Genomic DNA, 18,325 nt, shown 5'->3' with positions numbered 1-18,325 from the left:
CTATGTAGCGGCCAATCATAGGCGCAGAGACACCCAGACCTTGGGCAAGCCGCGCGCTGCATTTCCTTGGCCGTTGGCGAGCATCGTCCAAACCGTCCGATTGTCGCGACTGGCATACGGGGCGCAAATATCGGAACATCGCGTTCAAGGTAGCTGCGAACAAATGCCTGTCGCTAGAGATAACTATCCTCATCCGTCGCCGCCGTCAGGCTATCGGGGAAGCCGCCGCGCAGCCACAACTCGTCGATGTCGATAGAAGCCCGCCCCGGCCTCTTCCAAACCGATTGGCGGCATTTCGAAATAGATTATGCGCCCTGCCAGCGTCTCGGATAGCTGTTGGATTAGGTCCAAGGACGAAGTGGGACAGGTTGGCCGGTACGCAAAGTGCAGCGCCCGCATTTTCGGCCGCTGCCTGCAGGCGCTTATCTCTCGTCTATAACGCCGCTCGCTGGTCAAGAAGGACCGATGCCAGCAAGTGCGCATCGGTGTAGCCAACGCCCATACTAAAATGCGGTGGCGATCGATACCCTGCGGCCCGCCGCCTAAGGTTTGAGATCGAGCAGAGCGCGACCGCTTCCATCCATGGCGAACGGCACGGATGCATGTTGGTGGGACACCATCCAGCGGCCATCGCGCTTCACCAGGCCAAGGGTTTGACGAAACCAAAGATCGACCTCGGTGCCGTCAGTTTTAGTTCCCGTCATGCGCGTCAGACCACTCCAGAAAGCAACGTCTCCGCCGACCGTTAGCTTGGCATCGCAAACATCGCCACCGATCGGACCTTCCCAGGTATTGAACCACGCCTGCAGGCCCGACTCGTCCTTGCCGTGATAGACGAGTGGCGGGGCTAGCGAAAACTCCACCGAATCCTCGGTTTCGTAGGAAAGTGCGCCCTTGGCATCTTTTTCGCCGAGCGCGGAAGCGCGCATCGTTAGCATGGCGATAATAGCCTCTTCTTCGATATTGACTTTGGTTTCGTTGCTCATCGGCCGTTCTCCTGTGCTGTTCAAAGCAGAGGACGAACGAGAGAACGACAATCCGACACCGACCCACGAAGCTAGTGGGAATTTTTCCGCCTTCACCTTTAAGTTGTCGATAAGATGTCCCGCGGCTAAATCACAGGCTTCGGCTTGTCGCAGGGATCCGGACCGCCGCCATGGGCGAACTCGTCGCCGCGTCCGGTGGGCAGCTTGAAGTCGATGGTCAGGACTTGCAAGACGTTAAGTCAGTCGCAGGGGGCGACGCTGCGAGCAACCGCCGACGGGCGACGGTCATAACCGGCCATTCATGTCCCCGGCCGTGAAAAAGTCGAACCATTTTCTTCTAGATTGCGGGCAACTTGGGCCGCGAACGCGTAGCTTCCTTTACCCAACTCGCTGGTGATGCAAAGTTTCGGCTCTTCGAGCGCATCGCCACTCGACTTTCCTGCGAGAAGGACTGCGATACCTGCCGATGTCGCCCCGACGCACATCTATCTGACGGAGAGCGAGTTCACGACTGGCCAGACCATCAACATCGACGGCGGCCAGAGATTGTTTTAGGAGCGACTGTTCGCTTGAAGGACAGACGCTGTTTGGCCTGGCTGACACAGCGACTCCCTTTGAGACCGGCAGAAGGCATGGGCAGGAGTGACCGTTATCCGCGAGCGCACTCGGCTTCTTCGCGCCACGAGCGGCCGTGGCCGATTTAGGTGTACCGGCAAATCAACCTATTCTGCACGCTTAGATCGACGCGCGGATGCGAGAATTCAGTGCTTCGCAGGTCTGAAGGTCCGTCCTGGTGGGGCGGGGCGGAAGATGCCGAGATGCTGGAAGGGAATGGCCACCGCAAGCCAATGGGACGCAACCTCGTTCAGGTCAACGCATGGTGCAACCGAAGCAAGTTGCAAGGCGGTACGCAGCCAGGTCGCGTCTCTATCCCATGAGTATCGGGCGGACCAGCGAATTGTGATTGCTGACGAACTCAAAGAACGCTCGAACTCGCGGCGTTTTGCGGATGTCGGGATGGGCCAGAAGATACCAGCCCCGGTTCAATTCCTCGACCGGCGGAAGCACCTGCACGAGATCATCATGCATATCGGCGATTGTCGTCGGCAGCGGCGCAACGCCCAAGCCGGATTTGACCGCATGAAGCACCCCCAGAACGCTGTTGTTGCGCGCACCGACGCGCGCATCGGGCGCCACGGAAGCAAACCATTTCGCCGCCCGATGGTTGGCAAGCGCTCCATCGAAACCGACGATAGCATGCTCGCCAATGTCGGCTGCAGTTTTCAACGACCCGTGATGCTGGACATAGCTCCTGCTCGCATAGACTGCCCAGATGGAATCGGCGATCTTCTTGCCCACAAGATTTTCATCCGAGGGCTCACCGGAGCGCAAGGCGATATCGGCCTCTCCTTTGGAGAGATCGAGATAACCATCGCTCATCACAAATTCGATGCGAATCTCGGGGTAATTCAAACGGAATTGCTCAAGCAACTGCGATCCATTGATGCGGGAGACCAAAGGCTCGGGGCAGGTCAGTCGAACAACGCCGCTCAGCTCGCTAATATTGAGTCGCGCCTGCCTTTCGATGGCGAGTGCCGCCTCCTCGAGCTCTTCGACCTTTGGCAGAAGCGATAGTCCGAATTCGGTGAGCTGATAGCCGCTTGCGTGCCTGTGAATGAGGGGCTGACCTATCCGGCGCTCCAACTCGACCATCCGACGCTGAACCGTGGACTGGTTAACCCCGGTGGCCTTGGCGGCAGCCGTTGTGCTGCCGTGCCGGGCGACAGCCAGAAAGTATTTAAGGTCGTTCCAATCGAACATGTTTCGTTATGCGCTTTTGCGGGGAGCCTTTGCAAGTCTGCGGCTCCCCTATGTCTGGGATCAGGCGTAGGCTTGCCACACAATGGAGACAGGTCATGCACAAGGTTATGGACGTTCACAAGGCAATTGCTGGAACACAGGTGGGGGTGACCACCTCCGCCGGGAGCACGGGCGTGGCGAAACTCACGGTCTTGTACAAGGAGTTGACGGACGCACTACCGAACGGGAGCATGCAGGAAATCCGGGTGATCATCGCCAAGCTCGAACCGGGTGACAGCACTCCCTACCACTCCCATCGTTTTCCGGTCACTGTCTATATGCTCGAGGGCATTTTTACCCTCGAGCTGGACGGCCGCAACCCGATCGCCATCAGCGCTGGTGAGGTTTTCGTCGAACCGTCGGGCGTGAGAATGACGGGTCGGAATCTCAGTTCTGACAGTCCGGCGGTGATGGTCCTGTTCTACGTCAGCGATCCCGAAACGCCGTTCGCCGATCCGGTCTGACGCAGGCACAGCTCTCTGACGTCCGCAATCGCCCGATCCCAGCCATTTGGCGCCGCTGGCGCTGGCGGTCCAGTTCAATCGTTGCCGAAACGGCCTTCGGCCTCGCCTTCGGCTTCATGTTCGATGGCCGGTTTCCGTCTCCCGCCGAGGCGATTGGAGCGACTATGCGGTTCGTCGGCGTCTGTTCCGCCGTCGCAGTTTCAGCAAGCCGGGTGCGCTATCCGATTTGTCGCAAGAGTCAGCTGCAGAAGTCTGACTTTTGCACCTATTATTTGCGACTAAACTTCCCTGAATTTTCAGTGTCGCCGATTCTGTCGCGAGTCGGTGACGCGGCTTTCGCACGTCGACAGCCTCCTTCCGGCCCCTAAGTGCCGCCAGCAGCCGGCAGCGGAGATTATTCCCGCTTCGCGCCCTCATCTTAGCCAATCCAATCACCGGCATGCGCCCACAGTTCCTGCCCTCCGTTCCTCTGAACGAGCCAGCCCGATGCAAATGCCAGAGACGCAGCTGGAGAGCGCAAGGACGGATCAGCCGGCAAATGCGGCATCGATTTGTTTCCGCATCTGGCGGATGTCGCGGACGGGCGGCGCGCCGAATTGCCGGAGGTACTCGCGGCTGAACTGGGATGCACTCTCATAGCCGACCGCGAAGGCGACAAATGATGCACTATACTCGCCCCCCAGAAGCAGCCGGCGTGCCTCCTGCAGGCGAAGTTGCTTCTGGTACTGGAGCGGGCTGAAGCCCGTGATCGCCGAAAAGTGCCGGTGCAGGCTCGCTCGGCTCATGCCGCTCGCCTCGCACAGGGCATCAATCCGCAATTGCTGGTCGTGATTGTCCCTGATCCATGCAATGGCACGGCGGATGCGGACCAGCGGCCCCTCAGGCTGCGCAATCTGGCGGAGAAGGCGCCCGTCCGGACCTTGCAGGAGACGATAGAGCAATTCGCGCTCAACCATGGGCGCGAGAACAGGAATGTCGTCGGGCTTGTCGAGCAGCGAAAGCAACCGAAGCAGCCCATCACGAAGCTGGACCGTCATCGGATTGATCGACAGCCCGATCTGCTCGCCATCGGTTTCCCGCTTGGGCGGCATGGCAGCCGCCAGTTCTGCCAGCAAAGCGGGATCGAGTGTCAGAGAAACGGCGACATAAGGGCGATGCTGGTCGGCATCTAACACTTGGCCGATCAGCGGCAGATCGAGGGCGCTGATCAGATACTGCGAACTGTCGTAGCTCAGGACGCTGTTGTTGATGGCGACCCGTTTGGAGCCCTGAAGAATGAAGCAAACCATCGACCGATAAAGGCACGGCGTTTCGCCAGTCGGGCGATGTCCGACCAGCAGCTCGACGCGCGGGATCGGCGTGAGCACGGTATCGGGCTTGGCATGGCGCAAGGCGATTTCAAGGTGCACTTCGAAGGCATCGGTCATTGCGGAATTATGTCAGTACCTCCAGGACCGGGCAAGTCAGTTGAGACAATTGGGCAAGATGTTGATCCGATCAGGCGGGTTTAGGTGAAGGCTTGTCGCTATCATGCAGAGGCAGGCAGCGCTCATCGCGAGCGATTTGCCGCTCGCCAATAATCTCTCTCAAAGGCAGAACATGACTGACAGAATCGCGCTCATCACCGGCGCCAGCCGCGGTCTAGGCCGCGCCATGGCGCTTCACCTCGCCGACCGTGGCGTCGGCATTATCGGCACCTACCTCACCGGCGCCGCCGAAGCCGACGCCTTGAAGCACGAAATCGAAGCGAAAGGCGGCAAGGCCGCTATGATCTCGCTCGACGTAACTGAAACGTCGGGCTTCCCACTATTTACCAGAGCTTTGGCCACGGCGCTGGACGACACCTTTGGCCGCCAGCAGTTCGACTATCTCGTCAATAATGCCGGCATCGGCGTGTTCGCCAATTTCGCGGAGACGACGGAAGAACAGTTCGACGCTCTGGTGGCGACACATCTGCGTGGTCCGATGTTCCTCACCCAAAAGCTTTTACCGCTGATCGAGGACGGTGGCCGTATCCTCAATATCTCCTCTGGTTTCGTACGCTTCACTCTGCCCGGCTATAGCGTTTACGCGGCAATGAAAGCGGCAACCGAGGTGCTGACGCGCTTCATGGCCGTCGAACTGGGCAAGCGCAGGATTCGGGTGAATGCCATCGCCCCCGGCGCGATCGCGACTGATTTTGGAGGCGGCGCGGTACGCGATAACAAGGCCGTTAACACCTTCGTCGCGCAGGGTATCGCGCTGGGTCGCGTCGGGTTGCCGGACGATATCGGCAGCGCGGTCGCTGCAATTCTCTCCGACGACATGGGCTGGGCGAACGGCACCTGCTTCGATGTTTCAGGCGGACAAATGCTGTAACGGCTGCCACGGCTGCGCAAGGGAGGCGTGGAGTGTTCATCGCGTGCCAAGGCATATTGGCTCGGCTATGTTTTTGTACGAGAGGACCTCCACGCCCGATCATGACAGAAGCAGAAGTTCACGAAGCGATCGCATAACGATCGAATTTGGTCGCGAGCCGCCTGAGGCATATACTTCGGCGAAAGGCAGCTTTCCTGCCGGCGCCTCTCCAAACCCTACATTTCGGAATCGGCCCCGAAACGGTCATTCCTCATCGGCCGGGGCGACGTCAGCTACTCGAGCATTTGAGATAAGGGCTTCTGTTAACACCAAGGTCGTTGACCTGCGCCTCTCGCGGCGGCTCATCACCCGTTGCTACGCTCCGCCGACGTTTTGGCCGCTGGTGCGCTGCGAGAGAAGCGGGATGTCTTCGATCTTCGCCAGCATGCCATTCTTCTTGAGAAAACGTTCAAAGTTGTCGCGAACGGCGTTCAGTGGGAACCGAGCCGCCACCGCTTCCCGACATGCCCTCAAAATCGTCTCGTAGGCAATATCCTGCTTTTCCTCTGGCCACTCCTCAAGGAAATCGAAAATGTCCTCCAGACATCCAATTTCCTGAATGAAGTGCGTTCTCTTCACAAAGAGAGGTCGGTCAAACAGATTACCCGTCATTGTGTCCTCCGATGCGATCCAGTTATTACAGCCATGATTTAGGGGGACGATATTGAGCCTTCAAGACGTTCGAAAACGCTTCCGCGAGAACAAAAAGCAACGGTGTCAGGCGTCAAGGGACGGTGCGCGGTATTCTCGCATCCTTGCGTTCAAGGTGATGATCATCTTTCGCATGACGGCGACAACAGCGAGCTTGGCGGGTTTGCCCCTGTTTCGGAGATTTGCATGCGATATCGTCGCCGATCTCCTGCGCCCGAAGATCCGAGCGCCGACCCGAGAAGCAGGCGCCAGACCATCGACCGTTTGGTGCAGGCGCTGCTTGCCGAGGCCGACGGTGAAACGTTTTCGGCGATCGTCATGGAGGCTGCAGATGTTGATCTGCCTCCAGCGGCGAGGGGCCGATTCGGCCAGATTTACGGTGCATTGGCCCCGCTCATAGCTTGCCCTTCCAGGGCACGAGGAAGGTCTCGAGAAAGCGGATGCCGGCCGAGAAGGTGAAGGCGCAGATCGCGATGATGGCGATACCGACGAAAACGACGTCGGTCGCCAGGAACTGCGACGCCGACATGATCATGAAACCGATCCCGCGCGTGGAGGCGATCAATTCGGCTGCAACCAGGGTGCTCCAGCCGACGCCGAGTGCGATCCGGATTCCAGTGAGGATTTCTGGCAGGGCCGACGGCAGGACGATGTCGAGGAAAAGCTGCAGCCGGCCGCCACCCAGCGAACGGGCGGCGTTGACGCGCTCGATCGGCAGCGAACGAACCCCGGCCTGGGCCGAAAGGCAGATCGGCGCGATCATCGCAAGCACCAGAAGCGTGATCTTCGACGTCTCGCCGATGCCGAGCCAGATGATCATCAGTGGTAGGTAGGAGAGCGGCGGAAGGGGCCAGTAAAATTCAATCGGCGCGTCGAGCACTCCTTTTGCCCAGCGGTTCAGGCCCATGAGCAATCCGAGCGGAATGCCGGCGGAAATGGCGATCAGGGCTGCGACGACGATGCGGAACAGACTTGCAGAGACATGCTCGGAAAGCGATGCGCCGGCATAGCCGTCGCGATAGATAACGCCCATCTGCGTCAGCACCTCATCGGGACGTGGCAGGAACAGGTGCGGGACGAAGCCGAGTGCTGAAATGAGCCACCACAGCAGCAATATGGCGAGCGCGGTGGCAAGGCTGATGGCGACCGTCGATTTCTCGCCGGCGCCAAAGCCGGCCATTTTCACCAGCTTGATCTGACGGTCCTCAACATCGGTCGCAACCGTCGGAGCCTGTGTTATATCGCTCATGCGGCGCTCCTGAAGTCTTCGCTGCCGTGGAGAATGGCGCGGATCTCCTCGCGAAGCTCGGCAAATCGCGGCGAGGCCTTGATCGCGCGGGCATCGCCGGTTTCGGCGAAACGCCTGACGAAATCGAGATCGAGGCGTGCGACGACGCGCCCCGGCCGCGGCGACATGACGAGCACCTGCGTACCCAGAAACAGGGCCTCTTCGATCGAATGCGTGATGAAGAACACTTTCTTTGCCGTTTTATTCCAGACGGAGACCAGCAGTTCCTGCATCTGCTCACGGGTCAGACTGTCTAGCGCGCCGAACGGTTCGTCCATGAGCAGGATGTCGGGGTTGGTCGCCAGAGCCCGGGCGATGCCGACCCGCTGGCGCATGCCGCCCGAGAGCTCGTAGGGATAGGCGGCGGAAAACTCGTCGAGGCCGACCAGCCGGAGCAGTTCCAAGGCGCGTGCCTGCCGCTCCTTCCGATTCATGCCCGCGAATTTCAGACCGAGCGCGACATTGTCGACCACGGACTTCCAAGGCAGCAGAGAATCCTTCTGAAAGACGACGCCGCGATTGGCGCCCGGCCGTTCGACGGCGCGGCCATCGAGCGTAATGCGACCATCGGAAAGCGGAAGAAAACCGGCGATTGCGTTGAGAAGGGTTGATTTGCCGCAGCCCGAGGCACCGAGCGCAACGACGAAACCGCGGTCGGGAATATCGAAAGACACGCGGTCGAGCGCGTGAACGGTCCGCCCGTCGCGGGCTGCAAAGAAGACGCTGGCGTGATCGACTTTCAGCATATATCGGAACTCACAAGTTCGACATCGGCGCGACTGTCGCGCCGATGTCAGGAGGATCAGTTGCTGACGCCGGCAAGCGCGTCGGCGGTGACGAAGGCTCCGTAATTGTCCAGTACGCCGGACACCTTGCCCTGTTCCTTCAGGAAGGACGCCGTGTCCTTGAGGATCTTGCCGGCGCCTGCCTTTTCTCCGCCGCCGAGCCAGGCGTCCGATGCCTGGATTTCGGGAGTGAGCAGCGTCAGGTTCTTCAAGGCCGATGCCTGCTGCTGGGGCGTTCCGCCGAGAAGTTTGGCGAGCGACTTGACGTTGTCGCTTTCGGGACCCCAGGCGGAGTTGTCGGCGGCGAAGGACGTGTAGTATCTGGTGACGACCGAGGCGAAACCCTTGAGGAATTCCGGATTGTCGGCGGCAAACTTCGAGGCCGCAACCCAGGCCGAGAAGGTCGGCGCACCCTTGTCAGCCACATCCTTGGAGGTCACGAGGACCTTGCCGTTCTTCTTCAGTTCGGTCAGCGCCGGATCCCAGACGAAGCCGCCGTCGATATCGCCGCGGTTATAGCTTGCGACGATCTCGGGCTGGGGGATTGCGTAGACCTGGACGTCCTTTTCGGTCAGACCCAGCGATTTGATCAGCGCCAGCAGCTGATAGTGGTCCGTCGACACGGGCGCGGCGGCAAGCTTCTTGCCCTTCAAATCGTTCACGCTTTCAATGCCGGAGCCGTTACGAACGACGAGAGCCTCGTCGATGCCCGAAATAGAGGCCAGGTAGAAGGCCTTGACCTCCAGCCCGCGTGATACCGCAGCCGCAAAGGGGCTGGATCCGACATAGCCGACCTGGACATCGCCCGAGGCGATGGCTGCGAAGATCTCGGCCCCGGAATTGAACCTGCGAAAGTCGATCTCATAGCCAGTGGTCTTGGCAAACTCGCCATTGGCGATCGCGACCGAAGACGGCAGGGCGTCGGTCTGATAGCCGACAACGACCTTCTTGTCCGCCGCCTCGGCGACGATCGCCGTTGCAAGAGTTCCGACGCCGACAGCGACCGCGACAATCAAATTTCTGAAATTCATCTTGAGCCCCTTTGTACAGGGCCACATCCGGCCCTTGATCTCACCCTTAAAAGCGTAATGGTTGGGAACGGGCTAGCGGGAGAAATAACAAACTATATTTATAGACTATAGAGATAATTGTTTTCATGATTCTGACGCTTGCGCGATCGAAGGGACGAGCGAGCGACAGAAGCGAAGGTTCCCGAATTTTCAGGGAGAAATACGGTGATATACGATGTGATCGTGGTCGGTTCCGGTTTTTCGGCAATAGCCGTGACCTGCAATCTCATCGAGCAACTTCCCGCTTCGGCGAAAGTTGCCGTCATAGGCGACGATCCGGGTTTCGGCCGCGGGACGGCGTACCGAACGGAACTCTATCTCCACCGCCTCAACGTTCCCGCGGGCCGCATGAGCTTGTTGCCACATCGGCCGGATGATTTCGTCGACTGGCTGAAGGCTCGCGGACGGAGGCTGCAGGCAGGCGATTTCGCCTCCCGCAGCGATTACGGTCTGTATGTCCGCGATACGTTGGCGCGGCTGCTTCGAAAGCGGGACAATCGCTGCCGGGTTGATTTGATCAAGGCCAAGGCGGCGGGATGTGTGGAGCGCTACAACAGCACGCTTGCCTTCCAACTCGGCAATGGCGACGAGATTGCCGGGAGGAACGTCGTGCTCTGCCTTGGCGTCGGCAACGCCAGCCTGCCGGTCGATCCGGCCAGTGTCCCGCCATTTCTGCGATCGCGGATCGTCGAGAATCCCTGGCGGCTCTCCTGGCTCAGGCGCGTCGCCCCGTCCGATACAGTCTGCATCCTCGGCTCCGGCCTGACGATGATCGATCAGGTTCTCGCGCTTCGCGCCCACGGCCACCGCGGCAGGATCGACGTGCTTTCGCGCCGAGGTTTGGCACCCCTCGGACATGCGAGGACGCCGCCGGCGCCTCTGCCGATCGATGTTCAGGCGCTTCCCGGGACAATCAGCGACATTTTGAAGAGCTTGCGGGCGAAGAGCAGGGAGGCCGCTGACTGGCGAGCCGTGATGGACGGCCTGAGGCCGGTGACAGGGGCACTCTGGCAGCGGCTTTCAAGCGAGGAGCGGGCACGTTTCCTGCGCCATGCGCTTCCCTGGTGGAACATCCACCGCCACCGGGTCGCGCCTGACGTGTTCGACAGGTTCGAGAAACTCGTTTCGGAAGCAACCGTCCGCTTCCATGCAGGGTTCCTAAAATCGCTTGCGGCCGAGGAGGACAGGCTTCTCGCCAAATACAGGGTCAGAGCGACAAGGGAGTTCGCCGGGATTAGAGCGGATTGGCTGGTCAATTGCACGGGAATGGAACGCGCCGGGATCAGCCATTCCCCGCTTTTGAAGGAAATGAGCCGCATTCAGCTGATCGCCCCCGATTCCCTCGGCATCGGGATCCAGGTGGATGCCGCTTCCGAAGTGGTGGTGCCATCCCGCATCTCACCCGCCCGGCTGTTTGCAGTCGGCGCCTTGACGGCGGGGCAATTCTGGGAAATTACCGCCGTCCCCGACATTCGGGTGCAGGCAAAGGCCGTCGTTGAAGAGATCGTCTCGACGCTGCCAGCGCCCGAGGCATAGATTGGCAATTCCAAGGTCAATGTGCTTGCTCAATTGCCGGCCGCCGACAGTTACAGTATCGGGTGCGCCACGATGCGATTCGAATTTGGACTGCCGCTACGGGACGCCGCATCCAGAGATCAAGCCGGCTACAGCATTCTTTCTGAAAAACCGATTTCGTTTCCGCGATGTTGCGCTATGCCAGAAGCGGAAGCAGCTGGTCACCTTGCCGCTTCATTTCCGCAAGGTATGGCGTGTCGGAGAGCACAAAATGGGTGATTCCAAGTTCTTCGTATTTGCGCAGAGAATGCGCGACATCCTCGGCTGACCCGACCAGCCAGGTCGTTGCTGCTCCACCTCCTCCGAATTTGCCCGGCGCTGTATAGAGATTGTCATCCAGCACGTCGCCTTGCCGGACAAGGTCCAGGAGACGTCGCTGACAAACGGCAGTGCCGTGGCGATGATCCTGCCAGTTTCCGGCCGTTCCCTCGACCATTTTGGCAACCTTCGCTTCTGCATCCGCCCACGCTTGATCCGTCGTGTCCCGAACGAGTGTCGTGATCCTTAGGCCGAATTCCAGTGGCGCCAGATCGCGATCAAGTGCCTTGCTGAGCGCCTTCAACCGGTCGATCCGGTCCCGCACGCCATCAAGCGGTTCTCCCCAGAAGAGCTGCACATCGGCTTCGGTTGCGGCGACGCGCTCGGCAGCCTCCGAGGCTCCTCCGAAATAGAGTTTGGGATGGCGGCGATCACCGATCGGCGTCAGCCGCGGCGCTACGGTGGATCTGGCGACCTGGAAATACTCGCCAGTGAAGCTAACCTCTTCTTCCGTCCAGAGTTTGCGGGTCAGCCGCATGAACTCCTTCGTGCGGGCATACCGCTGCACCTGGTCGCCCTCTTTGTCGCCATAGGCTGCAAGCTCGTCCGGCCCGGAAACGACGTTGACGCGAACGCGCCCGCCACTCAGGTGATCGAGCGTTGCTGCGGAGGAGGCAAAGTTCGCCGGTTTCCAATAGCCCGGCCGGACCGCGATCAACGGCTCGAAAGTCGTCGTGCGGGCAACGAGCGCCGCTGCAATGGTGAATGTATCGGGCCGGCCCCAGCCCGTGCCGATCAAGGCGCCTTTCCAGCCGTGCTCTTCCAGAGCTCTTGCCTGTGTCGTCAGCGTGTCCAGGCTATTGTGATCCTGGCTGGCCACATCGCCACGGTGACCGGCTTTGACATCGTTTGGAATGTACCACAGAAATTCGCAATGACTGCTCATGATCTGTCCGTGACCCGATTTCGAAGCTTGCCCTCGTCGAGGAGAATCCTGACCGTCTTTGCCGCATTGCGTCGCATCTCGATGGCTGCATGATCGGAATAGAAGGCATTGTGCGGGGTGATCACCAACCGCCCTGCGAGCCAATCCTCGCGGTTGCGCCACGCGGTCAACAGCGAATGGTCGCCAGGCGGTTCCCTGACCAGCGTGTCGATCGCGGCGGCGCTTAGATGGCCGCTGCGAAGCGCGACCTCAAGTGCATCGAGATCTTCGATCAACTCGCCGCGCGCGGTGTTGACGACAATGGCGCCCGGCTTCAGCCGTGCAAGACCCCCGGCGTCCAGAATACCACGGGTCTCTGCGTCCGCCGGACAATGAAGCGTAACGATATCGGAGCGGCCCAAAAGCTCCACCAACCGGTCCGCCCGTTCATAGCCGATTGCCTTCTCATGCCCAGGCGGCTGGCCGGGATCATAGCCAAGGATGTGGAAGCCGAAAGGTTTCAGTCGGTTGACCACCGCCGTGCCGATCCGTCCGACGCCGACGACACCCACCGTCGCCTTGTTCGAGCGGGGAAGCGGCTTGAGGCTATGAACCTGCCATCCAGACGTATAGCCGCGGGCGCGAGCATCATGTTCCCAAAGCCGCCGATGCAAGGACAGGATCATCGCCAGCGCATGATCAGCGACTTCTTCGGTGCCGTAATCGGGATTGTTGGCGAAGGGGATGCCGGCACTGTCGAGTGCCGTGAGATCGATCTTTTCGTAGCCTACGCCATAGCGCACCACGCCCCTGCAGCGGGTCATGTGTGAAATGATTTTCGGCCCTAGCCTTGCGCCCCAAACCATCAGCGCGTCGAGCCTTGCAAGACGATCAGGAGCGAACGATGCCTCGTCGGTACTGGCGAAAAAGTCGATCTCGACATCATCACCAAGGACCTCGGCCTCGAGATCAGGCGAACCGATCATGTGGTCGGTAATTCCGACCACATATTTTTTCCCTGCCGTCATTCTTCCATGTCCTCGCCGCGTTAGCGCGCCATTCCCCATTTCGCCACAGTCCTGCACTCCAGCTGGCGGAAGAGGACGTTCTCGACCAGAAGGCCGAAGAGGATGACCGTGATCAGCCCAGCAAAGACCCGGTCGGTGTAGAGCTCGTTTCGGTTCTGGAAGATGTACCAGCCAAGCCCGCCCTTGCCGGAGGAGGCTCCGAAGACCAGTTCGGCCGCAATCAGTGTGCGCCAGGCGAAGGCCCACCCGATCTTAAGGCCCGCAATGATTGACGGCAGGGCTGCAGGCACGAGGATGAAAAGCACGTAGCGGACTCCTCGCAGCCCGTAATTGCGGCCGGCCATCCGCAAGGTTTCCGGCACGCCCGTAAAACCGGTATACATGTTGAGCGCCAGCGGCCAGAGTACCGAATGGATCAGCACGAAGACGAGACTTCCCTGTCCCAGCCCGAACCAAAGCAGCGCCAGCGGTAGAAGCGCGATCGGGGGCAGGGGATTGAGCATGGAGGTCAGCGTCGACAAAAGGTCTCGGCCGAGCTGGGTGGAGACGGCCAGCGAGGTGAGCACGAAGGCAAGAACGACGCCTGCCGCATAGCCCTTGATAAGGACATCCAGCGAGTTCAGGGCGCGGACTGGAATGACGCCACTGATGGTGTCCTCTACCAGAGCCCTGATCGCAGCCGAAAACGGTGGCAGCAGCAGCTCGTTTGCCTGAAGTCTCGCGATGATTTCCCATAGCAAGGCGAGACAGAGCAGGATCAGGCTTTTGCGCGGCCAGGCGCGCTGCCAGAGTCTTCGATAGACCGGAAGAACCTCTTCGCTCGTCGTGTCTGCAAGTGGCTCGAGCGGCCGCTCGTATTCGGGGCGGAGCGGCGGCATGGGTCGCGGAGCGGTTTTCGCATCGGCGCTCAGAACATCAGTCATGGTTTTCTTCCTCGACCTCGGCACTTTCGAACAGAAGGTCGTGAATGCGGTTTGCGGCCGCCTGGAACTGTGGGCTTCCGCCACTAGCCAGATCCCATTCATGGCTGTTGATCTCGGCCCGCATCCGTCCGGGATGCGGCGACAGGAGCGCGATTCGGTTGCCGACCACCAGTGCTTCTTCAATGGAGTGGGTGACGAACAGCAGGGTGAAGCGCACCTCTTCCCACAGCGCCAGAAGCTCTTCCTGCATCTTGCGCCGGGTCAACGCATCCAGAGCGGCGAATGGTTCGTCCATCAGCAGGATACGTGGTTCCATGGCGAGTGCACGGGCAATGGCGACGCGTTGCTTCATGCCGCCGGATAGGGTGTTCGGATAGGCATCGGCAAAACGGGTCAAACCGACCTTCTCGATATAGTGTTCCGCTCGTTCAAGAGCCTCCTTGCGATTGAGGCGGCCGGAAGCCCGTACCGGAAAGGCGACGTTCTCGCGAACGGTCTTCCACGGCGGCAACTGGTCGAACTCCTGAAAAACGACGACACGGTCCGGTCCGGGATCGTGCACCGGGCGACCGTCGAGCAGTATCCGGCCGGTGCGCGGCACGAGGAAGCCGCCGACTGCCTTCAAGAGGGTGGACTTGCCGCAGCCTGAAGCACCGAGCAGGATGAAACGGTCGGCTTCCCAGACAGCGAAGCTGACATTCTGCGTGGCGCGAACCACGCGACCAGGCACCTGATATTCCAGCGTGACGCCCTCGACTGAAAGAAGGGGCGATGAAGGTGGTGCGCCGTTTGCCCAACTGGGCTGCCTGGTAGGTACAGTCATAGCGTCCATTGTCATTTCCATCGGATTTACCGATCTGGAGGCGACTTGCCTCGCAAGCTGCCTCCAGATCCTGCTGAAGGGTGTGAGGATGACGTTAGCCGCCGTTCCCGCCATGAGCCTCAGGGAAGAAATAATCCTTCCAGGACTGGGCTTCGCTCTTCAGCACGCCGAGCTTGTGAAGCTCCGTCGCGTAAACGAATGTATTCTGAGGGACGATGGTGAAATCGTTCTCGGGATCGTTGATGATTCCGAGGACGAGCTGCGGCGAGAGCTTCGAATTCTGCTGGCGTATGAACGTCTCCGCCGCTTTCTCCTTGTTTGCATTGATCCAGTCTGCAGCTTCACGCAGCGCAGAGTAGAAGGCGGCATAGGTCTTCGGATTTTCGTCGTGGAAAGCCGCGGTGGTATAAAGCACGTTGAAGGTCGCCGGCCCACCGAGGATGTCATAGGAACTGATGACCTTATGCACCGCCTTGTTTGCCTGCAGGGCCTGGTAATAGAAGGGTGCAGAGGAAAAGTGCGAATTCACTTCTGTGCCACCAGAGATCAGCGCCGCGGTCGCGTCCGGGTGAGGGAGGCTGACGGAAATCTGATCGAGCTTCTGGAAATTATCCGGCCCGAAGAGTTTGGCGGCCTCGATCTGCAGCGTTCGCGACTGGAAGCCGACGCCGGCGGCAGGAACAGCGATCCGGTCTTTGTCACTGAAATCCTTGAGTGTGTGCACATCAGGACTGGTCGTCAGCAGGTAGTTCGGTAATGAACCGAGCGCAGCCACCAGCTTTACGTCGCCCTTGGAACGGTCCCACATTGTCAATGCCGGCGGCACGCCTGCCGAAACGATGTCGAGATTGTTGGCGAGAAGCGCCTCGTTCATCGCAGTCGCACCAGAGATGCTCGCCCACTCGACTTCGATATCGACGCCGGCTTGCTTACCATGCTTTTCGATGAGTTTTTGGTCGCGAACGACATCCAGGATCAGATAGGAAATTCCGAACTGCTGCGCGATCCTGATCTTGCCCTCGGCGGCGGCCTGTCCTGCCAACAGTGTGGCGACGATACCGAATGCAGCGCCCAGAGCTTTGTGGCGATTGAATTTCACGAATGTCGAAAGGCTGAGTGCCTTCATAGATACCCCCATCGGGCGAAATGATTTCAGAAAACGCGGTGCGGCGTGATTCTCCGCGAGGAATTTCAGAAAGGTTTCACTAAAGCCGGGAACCAGCCTAAGCCGACAGGCTAAGTATTTCGACAAAATCTATCAACATAATGGTGTTCTATTCTGAAGCGTAAAATGAGAGCAAATCGCTCCGCGCAGTCGAAACGTCGAAAAAATCTGCTTGTCGCCGGTCTCCGGATTTCATTGCGGTGTACTTGCGATAAATGCAGACCGCCCCAATCGAAGCAGATGCCAGCAGCGGCCTATTCTGCCGCTATTGCCGCCAATCTCGAGCGTGCGTTCAAAAGCAGGGAAGCCTCGCCAAGCGCCTGGTTCACGCGACCGAGTATCGCAGGCGAGGGGGCGCCGTCGATGAAATCACGGCCCGAGGCGTAGATCGCGGTCGGCGTCACGAAGGCCTCGAAAAACGCAAAGAGTGGTCGCAACTGGTGCTCGACGACAAGCGAATGCCGGTCTCCGCCTCCTGTCGCCGTCAGCACGATCGGCTTGCCGCGCAGATCGGCGGGATCGAGCAGATCGATCACGTGCTTGAAGAGGCCGGTATAGCTTCCCTTATAGGTCGGCGATCCGATGACGAGCGCATCGGCGTCGATGATCGTGCGGACGACCTTGCGCGCGGCGGGATCGAGATCGGTCACCGACCGTGCTGCCGTCAGAGACGATCCGAGATCTTCAACATCGAAAACCGCATGACTCAGGCCGGCTTGCTTCGCGAGCGCCTCCGTCACATTTTCCACGAAACGCTTCGTGCTGGAGGGCCGCGAGATATTGCCCGAGAAGCCGACGATCAGATTGTTGTTCATTCCATTTCCCTTCGAGAGTTCGTTTTGAGATATGGAGAGACGACGTCCCTGCTCTCCCATCAGGCCGTCTTGAGAATGGAGATACTCTCGGGGCAGCCCGGCCGGTCGGCTTCGGCCCGGTGCCATCGGTCGAAGGCGGCACGGCCCAGGATCGAGACGGACGTATCTTCCTGCGGCGCATGGACGAGTACCGACTGGATATCCCGGAAATGCCGTTCAAGCCCGAGATCCGCATTAAGGCCCGGATTGCCGATGCCGCGGACTGCGATCTGCACCGCCTCACGGATCTGTCGGCCGGCCAAAAGTCTCGCCCTGATCAGGTTATCCGCATCGCCCTGGCTGTTTTCCAATGCGCCGAAGATGATCTGGCGGGCACCGGAGACAAGCAGGTCGATTTCGCCCGAGAGCGTCATGAAACGCTCGGTGCGGGCAATGGGATGGCCGAGATTGGCCGGCACGCGCTCATGGGCGAAACGGATGAAGGCCGCCTGTGCGGCTTCGGCCGCCCCGAGATAGATTGCAGTCAGCGCCAGGGTGATCGCCGCATGGGCGCGGTTGTCCTGTTGGGCCACGGAAGGATCGACGAGTTCCAGCACGTTTTCCGCCGGGATCTCGACATCCTTGTATTCGACGTCATGCGATCCTGTGGCGCGCATGCCAAGGCTTTTCCAGTTCTCGACAACCTGGATGCCGGGAAGACCGTTCGGCACGACGAAGGTTCCAACCCGCCCTGGCAATTCGTCCGTATGTGCCCAGACGAGAAAATGCGTGAGCCCGCAGGCGCCCGTCACGAAACGCTTACGACCCGTGATCGACCAGCCGGTCGCCGTGCGGCGGGCGATCGTCCCAGGCAGGCCGCCGCGTGCTGGCGACCCCAGTTCCGGCTCCACGCGCGCGGCGTTGAGCAGCAGCGGACGCTGCTTCGCTTCCGCCAGCAGGCGCCGATAGAGATTGTCCGGCCAATAGTCCTTTGTCGCCTGCGCCAGATGGGTGAAGATCGTCATAGCGGTGATCAGAGCGACTGAAGGGTCACCCCGGCCCAGAGCTGCGAGGATATGAGCCGCATCGGCAAGCGTCCCACCTTGACCGCCATAGCGGGTCGCAACGGTGCTTTCGAGGAGGCCAGCCTCATAAACGGCTCGAATACCGATCCAGGGAAACTGGCCGGCCTGGTCCGCTTCCGGTGCGGCCTCTGCGAGAATGCGCGCCGTAGCGTCGAGGATGATTGGATCATAGGACATGCGGGGTGTGGCCTTCTGGCTGTCGAGGGACATCATCCGTCACCACCGGACGAAAGGATCGCTCTGCACCG

Annotated in this window: 17 protein-coding genes and 2 pseudogenes; 3 read left to right on the top strand and 16 right to left on the bottom strand. The window is 60.0% G+C overall.

Annotated features, from left to right (window positions below):
• Positions 1-367: 367 nt before the first annotated feature.
• The 3 genes and pseudogenes from EV130_RS33040 to EV130_RS00275 form a co-directional block, all read right to left on the bottom strand.
• Positions 368-508 (bottom strand): annotated as a pseudogene (locus tag EV130_RS33040) (type II toxin-antitoxin system VapC family toxin); the annotation flags it as partial.
• A 34-nt stretch (positions 509-542) separates the two neighbouring features.
• On the bottom strand, positions 543-986 hold the full coding sequence (locus EV130_RS00280; RefSeq protein ID WP_132658884.1) for a YybH family protein: 444 nt from the start codon (positions 984-986) through the stop codon (positions 543-545).
• Positions 987-1,913: 927 nt separating this feature from the next.
• Positions 1,914-2,807 (bottom strand): LysR family transcriptional regulator, encoded by an 894-nt coding sequence (locus EV130_RS00275; RefSeq protein WP_132658882.1) that lies wholly within the window; start codon positions 2,805-2,807, stop codon positions 1,914-1,916.
• 95 nt (positions 2,808-2,902) lie between these two features.
• Here EV130_RS00275 and EV130_RS00270 point away from each other — a divergent pair, with 95 nt between their 5' ends.
• Positions 2,903-3,310, top strand: a complete 408-nt coding sequence (locus EV130_RS00270) for a cupin domain-containing protein (protein ID WP_074065368.1) — start codon at positions 2,903-2,905, stop codon at positions 3,308-3,310.
• A 527-nt stretch (positions 3,311-3,837) separates the two neighbouring features.
• Here EV130_RS00270 and EV130_RS00260 read toward each other — a convergent pair.
• The gene (locus EV130_RS00260; RefSeq protein ID WP_074065367.1) at positions 3,838-4,737 is read right to left on the bottom strand and encodes an AraC family transcriptional regulator; all 900 of its coding nucleotides are present in this window, start codon (positions 4,735-4,737) and stop codon (positions 3,838-3,840) included.
• A 172-nt stretch (positions 4,738-4,909) separates the two neighbouring features.
• On the opposite strand from EV130_RS00260, the gene EV130_RS00255 reads away from it, so the two are divergent.
• A complete protein-coding gene (locus tag EV130_RS00255) occupies positions 4,910-5,668 on the top strand; it encodes an SDR family NAD(P)-dependent oxidoreductase (RefSeq protein WP_074065750.1) in 759 nt (252 codons plus the stop codon).
• Between the two features lie 354 nt (positions 5,669-6,022).
• Here the strand turns inward: EV130_RS00255 and EV130_RS00250 are convergent, their stop codons facing one another.
• From EV130_RS00250 to tauA, 5 genes and pseudogenes are all read right to left on the bottom strand, one after another.
• Positions 6,023-6,319 (bottom strand): DUF982 domain-containing protein, encoded by a 297-nt coding sequence (locus tag EV130_RS00250; protein ID WP_074065366.1) that lies wholly within the window; start codon positions 6,317-6,319, stop codon positions 6,023-6,025.
• 105 nt (positions 6,320-6,424) lie between these two features.
• A pseudogene (locus EV130_RS34150) lies at positions 6,425-6,547 on the bottom strand (IS110 family transposase); the annotation flags it as partial.
• Positions 6,548-6,752: 205 nt separating this feature from the next.
• On the bottom strand, positions 6,753-7,607 hold the full coding sequence (locus EV130_RS00240; RefSeq protein WP_132549876.1) for an ABC transporter permease subunit: 855 nt from the start codon (positions 7,605-7,607) through the stop codon (positions 6,753-6,755).
• Entirely contained in the window at positions 7,604-8,392 is a 789-nt protein-coding gene (locus EV130_RS00235) for a taurine ABC transporter ATP-binding protein (RefSeq protein WP_074065365.1), read from the bottom strand. Before EV130_RS00235 ends, EV130_RS00240 begins: the two co-directional genes overlap by 4 nt.
• A 56-nt stretch (positions 8,393-8,448) precedes the next feature.
• Positions 8,449-9,462, bottom strand: a complete 1,014-nt coding sequence (gene tauA, locus EV130_RS00230) for a taurine ABC transporter substrate-binding protein (protein WP_132658880.1) — start codon at positions 9,460-9,462, stop codon at positions 8,449-8,451.
• Between the two features lie 204 nt (positions 9,463-9,666).
• On the opposite strand from tauA, the gene EV130_RS00225 reads away from it, so the two are divergent.
• On the top strand, positions 9,667-11,037 hold the full coding sequence (locus EV130_RS00225) for an FAD/NAD(P)-binding protein (RefSeq protein ID WP_132549882.1): 1,371 nt from the start codon (positions 9,667-9,669) through the stop codon (positions 11,035-11,037).
• Positions 11,038-11,212: 175 nt separating this feature from the next.
• Here the strand turns inward: EV130_RS00225 and EV130_RS00220 are convergent, their stop codons facing one another.
• The 7 genes from EV130_RS00220 to EV130_RS00190 form a co-directional block, all read right to left on the bottom strand.
• Positions 11,213-12,280 carry an LLM class flavin-dependent oxidoreductase gene (locus EV130_RS00220; protein ID WP_132658878.1) on the bottom strand — a complete coding sequence of 356 codons (1,068 nt, stop codon included), beginning with the start codon at positions 12,278-12,280 and terminating at the stop codon, positions 11,213-11,215.
• Positions 12,277-13,287, bottom strand: a complete 1,011-nt coding sequence (locus EV130_RS00215) for a C-terminal binding protein (protein ID WP_132658876.1) — start codon at positions 13,285-13,287, stop codon at positions 12,277-12,279. Before EV130_RS00215 ends, EV130_RS00220 begins: the two co-directional genes overlap by 4 nt.
• A gap of 20 nt (positions 13,288-13,307) precedes the next feature.
• The gene (locus tag EV130_RS00210; protein WP_207900838.1) at positions 13,308-14,210 is read right to left on the bottom strand and encodes an ABC transporter permease; all 903 of its coding nucleotides are present in this window, start codon (positions 14,208-14,210) and stop codon (positions 13,308-13,310) included.
• Positions 14,203-15,033, bottom strand: a complete 831-nt coding sequence (locus EV130_RS00205) for an ABC transporter ATP-binding protein (protein WP_207900851.1) — start codon at positions 15,031-15,033, stop codon at positions 14,203-14,205. The genes EV130_RS00210 and EV130_RS00205 overlap by 8 nt, the downstream gene beginning before the upstream one ends.
• Before the next feature lie 94 nt (positions 15,034-15,127).
• Positions 15,128-16,159 (bottom strand): ABC transporter substrate-binding protein, encoded by a 1,032-nt coding sequence (locus EV130_RS00200; RefSeq protein ID WP_132549894.1) that lies wholly within the window; start codon positions 16,157-16,159, stop codon positions 15,128-15,130.
• A 293-nt stretch (positions 16,160-16,452) separates the two neighbouring features.
• Positions 16,453-17,013, bottom strand: coding sequence for an FMN reductase (msuE, locus tag EV130_RS00195; RefSeq protein ID WP_074065359.1), 561 nt, complete (start codon positions 17,011-17,013; stop codon positions 16,453-16,455).
• 59 nt (positions 17,014-17,072) lie between these two features.
• Positions 17,073-18,254, bottom strand: coding sequence for an acyl-CoA dehydrogenase family protein (locus tag EV130_RS00190; RefSeq protein ID WP_132659372.1), 1,182 nt, complete (start codon positions 18,252-18,254; stop codon positions 17,073-17,075).
• Positions 18,255-18,325 lie beyond the last annotated feature (71 nt).

This window comes from Rhizobium azibense (assembly GCF_004342325.1).
Lineage (GTDB): Bacteria > Pseudomonadota > Alphaproteobacteria > Rhizobiales > Rhizobiaceae > Rhizobium > Rhizobium etli_B.
The sequence above is the reverse complement of the archived record's forward strand: the minus strand, read 5'-3'. Positions and strand labels throughout refer to the sequence as shown.